Origin of the sequence: Pseudomonas sp. 102515 (assembly GCF_031085165.1) — a bacterium.
In the GTDB taxonomy this organism is placed as follows: Bacteria; Pseudomonadota; Gammaproteobacteria; order Pseudomonadales; family Pseudomonadaceae; genus Chryseomonas.
Genome location: NZ_JAVHTY010000002.1, coordinates 95,960 through 111,521 on the forward strand (window position 1 = coordinate 95,960; position 15,562 = coordinate 111,521).

Annotated in this window: 11 protein-coding genes and 1 pseudogene; 9 read left to right on the forward strand and 3 right to left on the reverse strand. The window is 67.1% G+C overall.

Annotation, left to right across the window (positions count from 1 at the left end):
• Positions 1–64 precede the first annotated feature (64 nt).
• The 7 genes from RCF34_RS07470 (at position 65) to RCF34_RS07500 (ending at position 12,540) form a co-directional block, all read left to right on the forward strand.
• Entirely contained in the window at positions 65–1,798 is a 1,734-nt protein-coding gene (locus RCF34_RS07470) for an ABC transporter transmembrane domain-containing protein (protein WP_308707613.1), read from the forward strand.
• Positions 1,795–3,540 (forward strand): ABC transporter transmembrane domain-containing protein, encoded by a 1,746-nt coding sequence (locus RCF34_RS07475; protein WP_308707614.1) that lies wholly within the window; start codon positions 1,795–1,797, stop codon positions 3,538–3,540. Before RCF34_RS07470 ends, RCF34_RS07475 begins: the two co-directional genes overlap by 4 nt.
• A 72-nt stretch (positions 3,541–3,612) precedes the next feature.
• A complete protein-coding gene (amn, locus tag RCF34_RS07480) occupies positions 3,613–5,085 on the forward strand; it encodes an AMP nucleosidase (protein ID WP_158896223.1) in 1,473 nt (490 codons plus the stop codon).
• 664 nt (positions 5,086–5,749) lie between these two features.
• Positions 5,750–6,913 carry a type III PLP-dependent enzyme gene (locus RCF34_RS07485; RefSeq protein ID WP_308707615.1) on the forward strand — a complete coding sequence of 388 codons (1,164 nt, stop codon included), beginning with the start codon at positions 5,750–5,752 and terminating at the stop codon, positions 6,911–6,913.
• A 181-nt stretch (positions 6,914–7,094) separates the two neighbouring features.
• Positions 7,095–9,311: a TonB-dependent siderophore receptor gene (locus tag RCF34_RS07490; protein WP_308707616.1), complete on the forward strand. Its 2,217-nt coding sequence runs from the start codon at positions 7,095–7,097 to the stop codon at positions 9,309–9,311.
• Positions 9,312–9,373: 62 nt separating this feature from the next.
• A complete protein-coding gene (locus tag RCF34_RS07495; protein ID WP_308707617.1) occupies positions 9,374–10,057 on the forward strand; it encodes a Fe2+-dependent dioxygenase in 684 nt (227 codons plus the stop codon).
• A complete protein-coding gene (locus RCF34_RS07500) occupies positions 10,042–12,540 on the forward strand; it encodes a PepSY domain-containing protein (protein WP_374941167.1) in 2,499 nt (832 codons plus the stop codon). Before RCF34_RS07495 ends, RCF34_RS07500 begins: the two co-directional genes overlap by 16 nt.
• Positions 12,541–12,542: 2 nt before the next feature.
• Here RCF34_RS07500 and RCF34_RS07505 read toward each other — a convergent pair whose 3' ends face one another.
• Positions 12,543–12,992: a DMT family transporter gene (locus RCF34_RS07505; RefSeq protein WP_308708252.1), complete on the reverse strand. Its 450-nt coding sequence runs from the start codon at positions 12,990–12,992 to the stop codon at positions 12,543–12,545.
• Positions 12,993–13,098: 106 nt separating this feature from the next.
• On the opposite strand from RCF34_RS07505, the gene RCF34_RS07510 reads away from it, so the two are divergent.
• Entirely contained in the window at positions 13,099–13,590 is a 492-nt protein-coding gene (locus tag RCF34_RS07510) for a hypothetical protein (protein ID WP_308707618.1), read from the forward strand.
• A 9-nt stretch (positions 13,591–13,599) separates the two neighbouring features.
• On the forward strand, positions 13,600–14,052 hold the full coding sequence (locus tag RCF34_RS07515; RefSeq protein ID WP_308707619.1) for a YetF domain-containing protein: 453 nt from the start codon (positions 13,600–13,602) through the stop codon (positions 14,050–14,052).
• A gap of 66 nt (positions 14,053–14,118) precedes the next feature.
• On the opposite strand, the pseudogene RCF34_RS07520 reads toward RCF34_RS07515, so the two are convergent.
• Together RCF34_RS07520 and RCF34_RS07525 are read right to left on the reverse strand one after the other, a co-directional pair.
• Positions 14,119–14,271 (reverse strand): annotated as a pseudogene (locus RCF34_RS07520) (general stress protein); the annotation flags it as partial.
• A gap of 302 nt (positions 14,272–14,573) precedes the next feature.
• Positions 14,574–15,437: an MBL fold metallo-hydrolase gene (locus tag RCF34_RS07525; RefSeq protein WP_308707621.1), complete on the reverse strand. Its 864-nt coding sequence runs from the start codon at positions 15,435–15,437 to the stop codon at positions 14,574–14,576.
• Positions 15,438–15,562 lie beyond the last annotated feature (125 nt).

Consider the following 15,562-nt stretch of genomic DNA (forward strand, 5'->3'; position numbering starts at 1 on the left):
GAAGGAACTCCGCTGCGGCTTGGGTAGCCGATATACTGCACCTTTGCTCGGGATAGGCGGTTCTATGGCGTTGTGGCGGTTGTTGCGTGATTTCTTCCTGCGCCAACGGCGTGCCTACGGGACTGCCATCCTCTGCCTGCTGGGCGTCGGTCTGCTCAACCTGACCCTGCCCTGGTGGATCGGCAAGGCCATCGACGCCCTGCGCGCCGGCGAGCTGGATCAGACCGGCCTGCTCTGGCGCGTCGCCCTGATCGTGGCGGTGGGCTGTGGCCTCTATGTGCTCCGCTATCAGTGGCGGGTGCGCCTGTTCGGCACCTCCTACCAGGTCGGCGTGGAGCTGCGCGATGCCTTCTTCGCCAAGCTGGCGCGCCTGGACCCTGGCTTCTTCCAGTCCAGCCGCACCGGAGATCTGCTGGCTCGCGCCACCCAGGACATCGACGCCGTGGAGACCGCGGCCGGTGAGGGCGTCTTGGCCAGTTTCGACGGCATGCTGACCCTGCTGCTGGTGCTGCTGGCCATGTTCATCGGCATCGACGCGCCCCTGGCCGCCCTGGCGCTGTTGCCCTTTCCCTTCATGGCCTGGGGTTTCTATCGCGTGGCGCGGCGGGTGCAGCAGCGCTTCGGCCTGGCGCTCGCCGGCTTTTCCGCCCTCAACGACCGCACCCAGGAAGCCTTGAGCGGCTTGCGCATGTTGCGCCAGCATGCCCTGATCGAAGCCGAGCTGGACGACTTCGACGCCCGCGCCCGCAGCGTGGCCAAGGCCGACTACCAGGTGCAGCGCACCGAGGCGCGCTACGAGCCGATCATCTTCGTCGCCCTGAGTCTCGCCACCCTGCTGACCCTGGTCATGGGCAGCTGGCGCTATCTCGACGGTCACATCACACTGGGCCAGTTGACCAGTTTCAGCCTTTATCTGGTGCAACTGATCTGGCCGATGTTCGCCATCGGCTGGTGCTTCAACCTGCTGCAGCGCGGTGAGGCGGGGGCACGCCGGCTGGAAGAGGTGTTCGCCGTCACCGAGCGCATCCGTGACGAGGGCACCCAGACGCCGCCGGACCAGGCCGATCTGTCGGTCTACATCCCGGCCTTCACCTATCCCCAGGCGCGTCAGCCGGCCTTGCAGGACGTGGTCATCGACCTGCCCGCCGGCGATACCCTGGGCATCGTCGGCGCCACCGGCAGCGGCAAGAGCACCTTGCTGCGCCTGTTGCTGCGCCAGTTTCCGCTGGAACAGGGCTGCATCCGCCTGGGCGGGGTGCCGCTGGAGGAGTATCGGCTGGGCGACCTGCGCGCCCAATTCGCCTATGTACCCCAGGATCCCTTCCTGTTCGCCCGTACCCTGGGCGAGAACGTCGCCCTCAGTCGCCCGGATGCCACGGCCGGGGAGATCCACGAAGCCCTCGACGCCGCCGCCTTCGGGACCGATCTGGCGGCGCTGCCACAAGGGTTGGATACCCCGGTGGGCGAGCGCGGGCTGACCCTCTCCGGCGGCCAGCGCCAACGGGTGGCCCTGGCGCGGGCGCTGCTCTCGCCCGCGCCCATCCTGCTGCTGGACGACACCCTGTCGGCGGTGGATACCGCCACCGAAGCCCGCTTGCTGAAGACGCTGGCCGGGCTGCAGGGGCGTACCACCCTGATCGTCAGCCACCGTCTCTCCGCCGTGCAGCAGGCCGACGAGATCATCGTGCTCGACCAGGGCAGCCTGGTGGAGCGAGGTCGTCACGGCGAGCTGCTCGCCGCGGGCGGCCTCTATGCCCGACTCTGGAATCTGCAGCAGGCGGAGGAGGCCGGCCAATGACCAGGACGCGCGTGCTTTCCCTGCTGCTCAAGCCGGTACTGGCCAATCCGCGCAAGCTGGCCGGCACCCTGGCGATCCTGGTCGTGGCGACCCTGTTCGATGTGCTGGGGCCCTGGCTGACCAAGCACTATCTGGACAACTACCTGGTGCCCCACGACCTGCGCCTCTGGCCGCTGGTGGGCCTGGTGGCGGCCTATGTGGTCTCCCAGGGCCTGGCCGCCTACGGTCGCTACCTGCAATCGCTGAGATTCGCCGAGATCGCCATGGACGTGGTGCTCCTGCAGCGGCGCCGGCTGTTCCGCCACGTGCTGAGCCTGCCGCAGAGTTTCCATGACCGCACCGCCACCGGCGAACTGGTGGCGCGGGTCACCAACGACACCGATGCCCTGCGTGAACTCTATGTGGCCTTTCTCGGCAACATGGTCGGCAACATCGTGCTGCTGATCGGCATTTTGGTGGCCATGGCCCTGCTCGACGTACGGCTGATGGCCATCGCTGTGCTGCTGATTCCGGCGGCGTTATTGATCGTCTGGGCCTACCAGCGATACAGCGGGGCGGCGGCCATGGAGGTGCGGATGCTGCGCGCCGAGCAGAGCGCGCGGCTGGGCGAGGCCATCGGCGGCATGGGCCTGTTGCAGGCCTTCAACCAGACCGAGCGCTTCCGCCAGGATTTCCAGCGCCTCAACCAGGCGCAGTACGGCGCCCGCATGCGCACCATCCGCGTCTCCGGTCTCTTGCTGCGTTCGGCGCTGGATCTGGTCAGCGTGGCGGTGCTGGCGGTGCTGCTGCTGGTCTATGGTATGGGCCATCTGCAGGGCGGCGCCGAGATCGGCGTGCTCTATGCCTTCGTCACCTACCTGGGGCGGGTGACCGAGCCGCTGATGGACATCACCCAGAGATTCAACCTGTTCCAGCAGGCCACGGTGGCCGGTACCCGGTTGCTGCACCTGCTGGAAGAGAAGCCGGCGCTGAGTGGCGAGGATGACCGCGCCATCGCGACCGCGCACTTCCACCTCGACGCGGTGCGCTTCCGCCACGCCGGCGCGGGCCACGACACCCTGCACGGCATCGACCTGGACATCGCCCCGGGCACCTTTCTCGGTATCGTCGGCCCCACCGGCAGCGGCAAGTCGACGCTGCTCGACCTGCTCGCCGGGCTGCAACCGGTCACCGGCGGCCACCTCTGCCTGGACGGTCGCGAACTGGGCAGCCTGACCCCGGAGGTGCTGGGCGCCGCCCTGGCCAGCGTGCCCCAGGAGCCCTTCATCCGTTCCAGCAGCCTGAGGGACAACCTCCTGCTGGGCAGCCAGGTGCCGGATGCACGCCTGCGCGAGGCCCTGGCCGCCGCCCATATGGACGACCTGGTGGCGCGCCTGCCGGAAGGCCTGGATACCCTGCTGGGCGAGCGCGGCTTCACCCTGTCCACCGGCGAGCGGCAGCTCTTGGCGCTGGCCCGGGCGCTGCTGCGCGAACCCAAGGTGCTGCTGCTCGACGAGGCCACCGCCAGCATCGACAGCGCCACCGAGGCGCGGCTGCAGGGGGCGCTGGACGAGTTGCGCGGCCAGGTCACCCTGATCGTGGTGGCGCACCGCCTGTCCACCATCCGCCATGCCGACCGCATCCTGGTGCTGCGCGATGGCCGCAAGGTGGAGGAGGGCAGTCACGAGGCCTTGCTGCAGCGGCCCGACGGGCACTACCGGCGCCTGTGGGAGCAGCATGCCCAGGGTGACAAACCCCTATGAGCCGTCACAGCCGTTGTCACCCAGGGGTGTTAGGGTGTCAGCTATAGCCAGCGCCCCAACAAGGAAACCTGCATGACCTCCGTATCCGAGGATTTCACCGCCGTTGCCACCGCCAGCGAGGCGGTCGACCGTCTTGCGGCTCTGCACGACGAGGCTACCCAGGCCCTGGGTGCCGCCCTCAAGCGCTATCTCAAGGATCGCGTCGAGCCCAGCGCGGCCGAGCGCGAGCTGTTCCGCTACCCCGAGATTCGCATCCGCTATCGCGCCCCCGGCGTGCCGCCGGCCACCACCCGCGCCTACGCCAAGATCCAGTTGCCCGGCACCTACGTGGCCACCGTGACCCATCCGGCGGCCTTTCGCGGCTATCTGCTGGAGCAGCTCGAGCCGCTGATGCGCGACTACGACCTCCAGGTCGAGATCGGTCGCAGTCGCCAGGACATCCCCTATCCCTACGTGGTGGAGCAGGGCGACGAACTGGCCGGCAGCGGCGTGACCGCCGCCGAGCTGGCGCGGGTCTTTCCCAGTACCGATCTCTCCGCCGCCCACGACGACATCGCCGACGGGCACTATGACTGGGAGCGCATCGATCCGCTGCCGCTGGCGCTGTTCGATGCCGCCCGCACCGACTTCTCGCTGCGCCGTATCGTCCACTACACCGGCAGCGACTGGCGCCACGTGCAGCCCTGGATCCTGCTGACCAACTACCATCGCTACGTCGACCAGTTCATCCAGCACGGCCTGGAACAGCTGCGCAGCGATCCGCGCTTCGAGCGCCTGGTGTTGCCGGGCAACGTCATCATCGAGCGCGACATGGATCCCACCGAGGCCCAGGCGGTCATCGCCGCCATCGCCTGGCACCGCTTCCAGATGCCGGCCTACCACCTGATCGCCGGCGACGGCCATGGCGTCACCCTGGTCAACATCGGCGTCGGCCCGTCCAACGCCAAGAACATCACCGACCACCTGGCGGTGCTGCGCCCGCACTGCTGGTTGATGATCGGCCACTGCGGCGGCCTGCGGCAGTCGCAGACCATCGGCGACTATGTGCTGGCCCACGCCTACATGAGACGCGACGGCATCCTCGACCGCGTGGTGCCGCCGCACATTCCCATCCCGGCCCTGGCCGAGGTGCAGGTGGCGCTGCAGGAAGCCGCCGCCAGCGTCACCGGCGAACGCGGCGAGGCGCTCAAGCGCCGCCTGCGCACCGGCACCGTGCTGACCTACGACGACCGCAACTGGGAGCTGCGCTGGGCCCAGGAACGCCCGCTGATCAACCTGGCGCGTGCCGTGGCGGTGGACATGGAAAGCGGCACCATCGCCGCCCAGGGCTATCGCCTGCGGGTGCCCTATGGCACCTTGCTGTGCGTGTCCGACAAGCCCCTGCACAGCGAGATCAAGTTGCCGGGCTCGGCCAACGCCTTCTATGCCCGCGCGGTGAGTCAGCACCTGGCCATCGGCATCGCCGCCCTGGACCAGCTGCGCACCCAGCTCGACTCCCTGCACTCGCGCAAGCTGCGCAGCTTCGACGAGCCGCCGTTCCGGTAAGGCGTTGGACGTATTGGGCTTCGCTGCGCTCAACCCAACCTACGGACGGCGATGAGCCTAGATCGATTGGTTTCACAGTCGCTCGGATGGCTCCCTCTCCCGCTGGGAGAGGGCTGGGGTGCCCTTGCAGCGAATGCCTCCGTGGAAAAGGCTGCGCCGTTTTCCACGCTACGGTGATAAGGGACTGATCGCGGCCATGGCGGTCCGCCGATGCGGTCGCTCCTACGGTATCGGACCTGTAGGAGCGGCCCATGGCCGCGATAGTACAGCGCCATCGTCAAGGCCCGACGATGGCGTTATCCGGCACCTTGATTCCCCGTCGGAAACCCCCTGTCATCGCCCCTCCGGAACATCTCGCCGTCCGGTCCGGTCGGTTGCAGGAGTGGGGGTGAGTTCGCACACGTCACCGTTCGGTAAAGATCACGGATTTAACATTGATCTCTGGGACGTCTGGCCCTAAAGTTCGCGCCCGAACGTCCATGCTGGAAACGATCCATCCGGCTCAAGTACCGACGACGAGACAGCGAGGTCAACGCCAGTACGCGTTGACCTTTTTGCTTTCGGCGATGTGCCTTGGGAAGTAGGCGAACCAAAGTGGGGAAACGGATTAGGCGTTCAGAACACCCCTTCCTTCAATTTGTTCTGCCCATCGGGAGCCCGACGCATGTCCATCAAGGTCGAAGATTACTATTCTCGCGAAACCTTCCAGAAGATGAAGGCCTTCGCCGACCAGCAGGAAACCCCCTTCGTCGTCATCGACACCGCCACCATCGCGCGGGCCTATGACGATCTCGTTGGCAACTTCCCGTTCGCCAAGATCTACTACGCGGTCAAGGCCAACCCGGCCATCGAGATCACCGAGCTGCTGCGTGACAAGGGCTCCAACTTCGACATCGCTTCCATCTACGAGCTGGACAAGGTGCTGTCCACCGGTGTCGGCCCGGAGCGCATCAGCTACGGCAACACCATCAAGAAATCCAAGGACATCCGCTACTTCTACGAGAAGGGCGTGCGCATGTTCGCCACCGACTCCGAGGCCGACCTGCGCAACATCGCCAAGGCCGCTCCGGGCTCGCGCATCTACGTGCGGATCCTCACCGAGGGCTCCAACTCGGCCGACTGGCCGCTGTCGCGCAAGTTCGGCTGCCAGCCCGACATGGCCCTGGACCTGCTGATCCTGGCCCGTCAGCTGGGTCTGGAGCCCTATGGTATTTCCTTCCATGTCGGCAGCCAGCAGCGCGACATCGACGTCTGGGACGCCGCCATCGCCAAGGTCAAGGTGATCTTCGAGCGTCTCAAGGAAGAAGACGGCATCACCCTGAAGATGATCAACATGGGTGGTGGCTTCCCAGCCAACTACATCCATCGCACCAACAGCCTGGAGACCTATGCCGAGGAGATCATTCGCTTCCTCAAGGAAGACTTCGGCGACGAATTGCCGGAAATCATCCTGGAACCGGGCCGTTCGCTGATCTCCAACGCCGGTATCCTGGTCAGTGAAGTGGTGCTGGTGGCGCGCAAGTCGCGCACCGCCGTGGAGCGCTGGGTCTATACCGACGTCGGCAAGTTCTCCGGCCTGATCGAAACCATGGACGAGTCCATCAAGTTCCCGATCTGGACCGAGAAGAAGGGCGAGATGGAAGAGGTGGTGATCGCCGGTCCGACCTGCGACAGCGCCGATATCATGTACGAGCACTACAAGTACGGCCTGCCGCTGAACCTGGCCAGCGGTGACCGCCTGTACTGGCTGTCCACCGGTGCCTACACCACCAGCTACAGCGCGGTGGAATTCAACGGCTTCCCGCCGCTGAAGGCCTTCTACCTCTAAGGTCCTTCCGCGTCGATCGAGCCCGCGCCCCGCCAGGGACGCGGGCTTTTTCATGCCTGTCGAAAAGCGCTGTGTCAGGCGGTTTTCCAGATTGTTAAGAATAATTTACATTCGCTATGGATTTGATAATCGTTTGCAAATAGAATCGCGCCGCATTCACATAAGGAGGCGGCCCGCCATCATGTCCAAGGAAATGTCCTCGCTGTCCCAGCGCCGTTTGCTGGTTTCTACCTTCAGTGTCGCCGTCGCTTCGCTGTCCCTCGGGGCTCAGGCCCAGGACGCCAAGGAGTCGGTGACCCGACTGGAAAGTCTGACCATCGAAGGTCAGGCGCAGCAGGATGGCTTCAAGGCCGAGCAGTCCGCCTCGCGCAAGTACACCGCGCCCTTGCTCGACACCCCGCAGACCGTCACCGTGGTGCCGGCGCAGGTCATCCAGGACCAGCAGGCCCTGAGCCTGAGATCGGTGCTGTCCAATGTGTCCGGCATCACCTTCAACGCCGGTGAGGGCGGTGGTGGCTCCGGCGACAGCATCAACATCCGCGGTTTCAGCGCCAACTCGAACATCCAGATCGATGGCCTGCGCGACAGCACCCAGACCAACCGCACCGACACCTTCAACCTGGAATCGGTCGAGGTCATCAAGGGCCCCAACTCGGTGTTCGGCGGCGCCGGCACCACCGGTGGCTCCATCAACCTGATCAGCAAGAAGCCCCAGGAGCGCCAGTTCACCCGCCTCGGCGCAGGCCTGGGCACCGACAGCTATCGCCGCCTGACCCTGGACACCAACCAGCCGCTGCAGGGCGTGGGTGAGGGCAGCGCCTTCCGCCTGAACCTGATGGCCCACGAGAACGACGTGCCCGGCCGTGACCAGATCGACCGCGAGCGCTGGGGCATCGCGCCGTCGCTGGCCCTGGGTCTGTCGGAAGACACCCGCCTGACCCTGAGCTACTTCCACCAGACCGACAACAACCAGCCCGACTACGGCGTGCCGGCGCTCAACGGCAAGCGCCTGGGCGGGGTGGATCGCGATGCCTATTTCGGCTTCAAGAACATCGACAAGGAAGATATCGACAACAATGTCTTCACCGTGGAACTGGAGCATCGTTTCAACGACAACCTGAGCCTGCAGAACCTGACCCGCTACAGCCGCATCGAGCGCGACGTGGTGATCTCGGCTTCCCACGTCAACCTGGGCGGCGTGGCGGCGGGTCGCTATCGCCCGGCCGGTCCCCAGGGCTATGGCCGCGACGTGACCTCGGAGATGTGGATCAACCAGACCAACCTGACCGGCAACGTCGATACCTTCGGCCTGGGCCATTCCTTCGTACTCGGCGCGGAGTTCTCCCGCGAGGACTACGATCGCGATACCTATAGCTATGGCCTGACCTTCCCGGCTGCCGGCTACTCCCTGGCCGCACCGCCGGAACGCTACGACGGCGCGACCGACAAGCAGACCTCGGCCATGGCCAACAACGTGCTGACCGACAAGGCGCTCTATGCCTTCGACACCATCGCCCTGAATCAGTACTGGGATCTGAACCTAGGTCTGCGCTACGACTGGTTCGACGGCGACAGCGACACCACGCCGGTCGCCAACGGTGTGCGCGGTGCCAAGACCAACCTGAGTTCCGATGACGCCAAGCTGAGCGGGCGCGCCGGCCTGGTGTTCAAGCCGGCCCCGAACGGGCGGGTCTACGTGGCCTATGGCACCTCCTTCAACCCCTCGGCGGAAAGCCTGACCTCCACCGGCGCCGGCCTGAGCGCGGCCAACCAGGATCTGGGTCCGGAAAAGAACAAGACCTGGGAGCTGGGCACCAAGTGGGAATTCCTCGACAAGCGCCTAGAGCTGGACGGCGCACTGTTCCGCGTCGAGAAGAGCAATGCGCGGGAAACCCTGGCCGACGGCAGCACCGCCCTGGCCGGCAAGCAGCGCGTGCAGGGCATCGAGCTGGGCGCCACCGGGCGTCTCACCCCGCAGTGGAACGTCTACGCCAACTTCACCTTCCTCGACAGCGAGACGCTCGAGGCCGCCGATACCCTGGACGGGCGCAATCGCGAAGGCCAGGCCCTGGCCAACACCCCGCCGCGTTCGCTCAATCTCTGGACCACCTATGAGCTGCCGGCCGGCTGGCGGGTGGGCTATGGCGCCCGCTATGTCAGCGAGCGCAACGTCACTTCCAGCAACGACGGCGCCAAGCTCGACGACTACTGGCTGCACAACGCCATGGTCGGCTATCGCGTCAATCGCAACGTCGACCTGCAACTCAACGTCAACAACGTCTTCGACAAGGACTATGTGGAGCGGGTGCGCTCGCAACTGGGCGTGAGCTCGAGGTCGTCGGCCATCGAGTACGGCGATGCCCGTTCCGCCATCCTGACCGCGACCTACAGCTTCTGAGGTCGCCTGCAGCGACCGAAGCCCTGCCCGCGCAGGGCTTTCGGCGTTAGAGGGGAATCACCATGATGATCAGTGTTCCGGGCGTGCTGACGCCCGAGCAGGTAAGGGAGTGCCGCCAGCGGTTGGAGGCGGCCGCCTGGGCCGATGGCAAGCACACCGCCGGTTTCCAGTCGGCCATGGCCAAGGACAATCTGCAGCTGCCGGCGGATGACCCGGCGGCGCGCGCGGTGGGCGAGCTGATCCAGCAGGCGCTGGCGCGGCATCCGCTGTTCGTCGCCGCGGCATTGCCGGCGCGGGTGTTTCCGCCGCTGTTCAATCGCTACCAGGGCGGCCAGTCCTTTGGCCTGCACGTGGACAATGCCCTGCGGCCGCTACCGGATGGCAGCGGCTACCTGCGCACCGATCTGTCGGCCACGCTGTTCTTTTGCGAACCGGACGAATACGACGGTGGCGAGCTGGTGGTGGAAGACACCTATGGCGCCCACAGCGTCAAGCTGGCCGCGGGCGATCTGATCCTCTATCCGGCCAGCAGCCTGCACCGGGTGCTGCCGGTCACCCGTGGCGCGCGGCTGTGTTCCTTCTTCTGGATCCAGAGCCTGGTGCGTGATGCCGGTCAGCGCGGCCAGCTGTTCGAACTCGACCAGGGTATCCAGCGGGCGGCGGCCGAGCTGGGGCAGGGCCACGAGGCCTGCCTGCAGCTGACCGGCGTCTATCACAACCTCCTGCGGCTGTGGGCCCAGCCCTGATCCGCGGGCGTCTGTTCCAGCTGCACAGCCTGCTCGGGCTGGCGGCGGGCCTGGTCCTGGTGGTGCTGGGGGTGACGGGTGCGCTCTACAGCTTTCAGCTGGAGTTGCTGGAGCTGCTCAATCCGCCGCCGACCGCCGCGACGCCGGATCAGCGGCCCCTGACGCTGCCGGAGGTACGGCAGCGTCTGCTCGCTCCGGGTCAGGAACTGAGTTTCGTCTCCAGCATGGCGAGGGAGGGCTACGGCCTGCTCGGTCTGGCGCCGGCGAGCGGCCAGGGCCGTGGCGAGGTACTGCTGTTCGATCGCTACACGGGCGAGGTGCTGACCGCGCCGCGCGGCCAGGGGTTCTTTCGCCTGGTCCTGGACCTGCACCGCTCCCTGGCCCTGGGGCCGGTCGGCAAGGCCCTGACCGGTGCCGCCACCCTGATCCTGCTGGTGCTCTGCCTGTCCGGCCTCTATCTGCGCTGGCCGCGCCAGGTCCGGCACTGGCGCACCTGGCTGACCCTCGACTGGGCGCGCCAGGGACGCAGTTTCCACTGGGACCTGCACGCCGTGGCTGGCACCTGGTGCCTGCTGCTCTATCTGCTGGCGGCCCTGACCGGTCTCTACTGGTCCTATGACTGGTACCGCCAGGCCAGCGAGCGATTGCTGGGAGTGGCGCCGGAGCCCCGGATCACGGGCGTGGTGGCGCGCCAGGACGTGGACCTGGATGCACTCTGGCAGAGCTTTAGGCAGGAGACGGGCGGACAGGTCGAGGGCTATGGCCTGCTGTTGCCCAATCCGGCGCGCAAGGTCAGCCAGCCGACCCTCTGGTACCTGCCCGACGATGCCGAGCATGTCCGTGCCCTCAATCGCATCGTCTTCGACGCCGCGGGGCGGGTGCTCGATCATCGCCGCTATCGCGAGCAACCCCTGGGCGCTCGTCTGCTGCTCAGCGTCTATGCCCTGCATTCGGGCGAATACTTCGGCCTGGCAGGGCGGGTGGCCCTGCTGCTCGCCAGCCTGGCCATGCCGCTGTTCATGGTGACCGGCCTCTGGCTCTATCTGGATCGCCGCCGCAAGCGCCGGCAGGCGTGCGAGGCCCGGCGGGGCCTGCCGCCAGCCGCGGCGGGCCCCGCCGACTGGCTGATCGGCTATGCCAGCCAGAGCGGCCAGGGCGAGGCGCTAGCCTGGCAGGCCGCCGGCCAGTTGCAGGCAGCGGGACTGAGCACCGAGGTGGTCGCGCTCGGGCGGCTCTCGGTCGAGCGCCTACGGCGGGCCACCCAGGCACTGTTCGTCGTCGCCACCCACGGCGACGGCGAGGCGCCGGATGCCGCGCGCGGTTTCGAGCGACGCATGCTGACCCAGGCGGCGCTGCCGAACCTGAACTTCGGGGTGCTGGCCCTGGGCGACCGGCGCTATCCGGCCTACTGTGCCTTCGCCCGGCGGCTGGATGCCTGGCTCGCCGGGCAGGGCGCCCGGCCACTGTTCGCCCCGGTGGAAGTGGACAATGGCGACGCTCGAGCGCTCGCGGTCTGGCAGGGTCAGCTCCAGGCCCTGGGCGCCGTCCTCGAGCCACCGGTCGAGCGGCCCCTGCAGGCCTGGCCGCTGGTATCGGTGCAGCCGCTCAATACCGGCAGCCCCGGTGGGCCTGCCTTCGAGCTGCAGCTGCGGGCGCCGCCCGGGAGCGACTGGGCACCGGGTGACCTGTTGGAGATCGCGCCACGCCAGCGTGCCGAGTGCGTGGCGGCCTGGCTGCAGTCCCTGGGTCTGGCCGCTGACAGCAGGGTCGAGATTGCGGGTGTGACGCTCACCTTGGCGACGGCCCTGGAAACCCGCCTGCTGCCGGAAGACCAGACCGCGCTGCTCGGCCTGGACGCCCAGACACTGCTGGAGGCCCTGGTGCCACTCGCCCTGCGCCAGTACTCCATCGCTTCGCTGCCCGGCGAAGGTGCGCTGCGGCTGCTGGTGCGTCAGGCGCGCAAGGCGGACGGTCGCCTGGGCATCGCCTCCGGCTGGCTGACCACAGGGCTACGGCCGGGAGATCAGCTGCAGGCGCGGCTACGCGCCCATCCCGGCTTCCGGCCGCCGCTGGACGAACGTCCGCTAATCCTGATCGCCGCGGGTACCGGACTGGCCGGGGTGCGCCCGCTGCTGGCTGCGCGTATCGCCGCCGGGTACCGGCGCAACTGGCTGCTGTTCGGCGAGCGTACGGCGGCGCACGACGATTTCTACGGGGCGGAACTGGATCGCTGGCAGGGGCGGGGCGATCTGGCCCGGCTGGACCGGGTGTTCTCGCGGGACGGGGACGGCTACGTGCAGGACCGCCTGCGGGCGCAACGGGAGCTGCTGCTGGACTGGCTGGCGGCGGATGCCGTGATCATGGTCTGCGGCAGCCTACAAGGTCTGGGGCGGGGCGTGCATGCCACCCTAGAGGCGCTGCTCGGCGAGGCCGAGGTCCAGCGCCTGATCGACGAGGATCGCTACCGTCGCGACCTCTACTAGGCCTAGGCCCGGGCGATGCACCAGACGCCGGCACCGATCAGCACCACACCGCCCAGCTTGCCGAGGGTGACCGGGTCCTGGCGAAAGCCGGCCCAGCCGAAGTGATCCAGGCTCAGCGACATGGCCAGCTGCCCGGCGATCACCAGCGCCATGAACAGGGTAGCGCCGATGCGCGGGCCGGCGAAGGCGGCCATGGCGATAAAGAACATGCCCAGCAGGCCGCCGCACCAGTGCCACCAGTGCAATTCGCGCAGGGCACCCAGGGTGGGGACGCCACGCTGCCAGAGGGTCAGGCCCAGCAGGGCGATAAGACCGACCAGGAAGGAAATGGACGCCGCGGCGAAGACGCTGCCGAGGTGCCGGGCCAGTTGGCCATTGATGCCGGCCTGCAGTGGCAGGCAGGCACCGGCGATGAAGGGCAGGACGAGCAGCCACCAGACGGGCATCGACAGGACTCCAGCGAAAAGGGCGCGCAGTATGCCCCAGGGGAGGGCGAAGCGGTCGAACCGGCGACCTTCGGTCAGGCTCCAAGGGCTATCGCATTCCGGAGCAACCGCCATGGCGCCCCCTTTGGAGAAAAGCCTGCCGATCCGCGAGGAACCCGGCCTGCAACGCTGGATCTGGCGCTGCGAGCGACTGGGCTGGGTACTGCTGGGACTGTTCGTCGCCCTGGCCCTGGCCGGAACGTTCGCCAGCGGCGGACCCTGGGCCACGGCGACCCGGGTCAGCGAGGATGGCCGGCTCAGGGTCGACTACGAGCGCTTCCAGCGCCGTGGTGCGCCGGCGACCCTGACCCTGGAACTGGCGCCCGGTCTCAACCGCGTCGGCCTGGATGAACGCCTGGTGGCCGACTGGACGGTGGAAGCCCTCTATCCGCAGCCCCTGCGCATGACCAGCAGCGACGGGGTGCTCTGGCTCGATCTGGTGCCAGGTACAGGACCGAGTCGCCTGCATCTCGCCTTGCGCCCGGACCGCCTGGGCACCGTCGACTGGCGGATTCTCCAAACCGGCCAGCCACCGCTGGAACTCTCCGCCTTCGTCTATCCCTAGGGAGCTGCCATGGAATCCGTCCTGCGCGCCGCCGCCATCTATGTCTTTCTGCTGGTGCTCTTTCGTCTCACCGGGCGGCGGGCGCTATCGGAGATCACCACCTTCGATTTCGTTCTGCTGCTGGTGATCGGCGAGGCCACCCAGCAGGCGCTGCTGGGCGATGACTTTTCGGTGATCAATGCCTTCGTGGTGATCGCTACCCTGGTGCTGATCGATATCCTGCTTTCGCTGTTCAAGGAGCGCTCGCCCAAGGTCGGGCGCTTTCTCGACGGGGTGCCGCTGATCGTGGTGGAGTACGGCAAGCCGCTGACGGAGCGGCTGCGCAAGGCCCGCCTGACCGAGGAAGACATCCTCGAGGCGGCGCGGCAGAGCCAGGGGCTGGAACGCCTGGAGCAGATCCGCTTCGCGGTGCTGGAGAAGAACGGCCAGATCTCGGTTATACCCGAGCCCGGAGAGAAGTGACGGGTACGCGAAAGGCAGGAAGGGCAGGATGATCCTGCCCTTCATTGTGGCCTGGATGAAGCTGTGTCACTGCTGGCCGCCACCGCCGCTGTTCTGACCGCCCTTGCGGCCGGCTTCGGATGCTTTCTCGCGGTCATTGGCGAAATTGCCGCCACTGTTCTGGCCGCCCTGGCTGCCGGCTTCGGACGCCTTTTCACGGTCATTGGCGAAGTTGCCAGGATTGGAATTCGATTGTTTGGTGGTCATGGTCGCTCTACCTCTTGTGGGAATGTAGTGCAGAACGCATTGCCTGCCCTGGTATCGAGGAGCGCGCGCGGCGAGGTTTCCCGGCGAGGGGATGGGTGGTCGCTGGCCAGGCGCCACCGTCAGGACTGTATGTAGCTTTGACCGAACGCCTGTCCAACCTGGCCGCTGCGTTGGAAAGCGCGCGGGGTTTGCCGTGTCGGAAAAAGCCTGGACGCAGCGGTGTCGCCGCGTCCAGTTCCTGTGGCCATTCGCTTGTACGACGGATGGCGCCGGCCCTAGAAACCGTCGATGGGAATCTTCAGGTAACGGCGGCCATTGGCTTCGGCCGGCGGCAGGGTGCCGGCGCGGATATTCACCTGGATCGCCGGCAGGATCAGCGTCGGCATGGACAGGGTGGCGTCGCGGCGGGTGCGCAGGGCGACGAAGGCGTCTTCGTCCACGCCATCGCGCACATGGACGTTGAGGGCGCGTTCTTCACCCACGCTGGTCTCGTGGCGCGCTTCGCGGCCGGCGGGCGGATAGTCGTGGCACAGATAGAGGCGCGTGGCCACGGGCAGGGTCAGCAACCGGCGGATCGAACGATAGAGGTCGCGGGCGCTGCCACCGGGGAAGTCGCAACGCGCCGAGCCGACATCGGGCATGAACAGGGTGTCGCCGACGAAGACATGGTCTTCCTCCACCTGATAGGCCATGTCGGCCGGGGTGTGGCCGGGCACGTGCAGGGCGCGGGCGGTCAGGGCGCCGATGTGGAAGACCTCGTCGGGCTGGAACAGGTGATCGAACTGGGAGCCATCGAGGCGGAATTCCGGTTCCAGGTTGAAGACGTCCTTGAAGGCGCCCTGGACGCGGCGGATGCCTTCGCCGATGGCGATGCGACCGCCCAGTTGCCGGCGCAGATAGGGCGCGGCGGAGAGGTGGTCGGCGTGGGCATGGGTCTCCAGCAGCCATTCTACGGTCAGCCCCTGATCGCGCACGAAGCAGGCGACGCGATCCGCCGACAGGGTGGCGGTGCGGCCCGAATGTGGATCGTAGTCCAGCACCGAGTCGACGATGGCGCAGCGGCTGCCGGGCGCCTCGTAGATCACATAGGTGAAGGTGGACGTGGTGGCGTCGAAGAAGGGTTCGATGCGCGGAGTCATGACCGGGCCTCGTCAAGATGTGAGATGCCCCACCTTAACACGGGGCTCCGCCGCTCCGCGGCGTGCCTCGTCGCCGCAGTCCGCATGGACTACGGCAGACCGTTCGTCGCCCAGTGACGGAATTG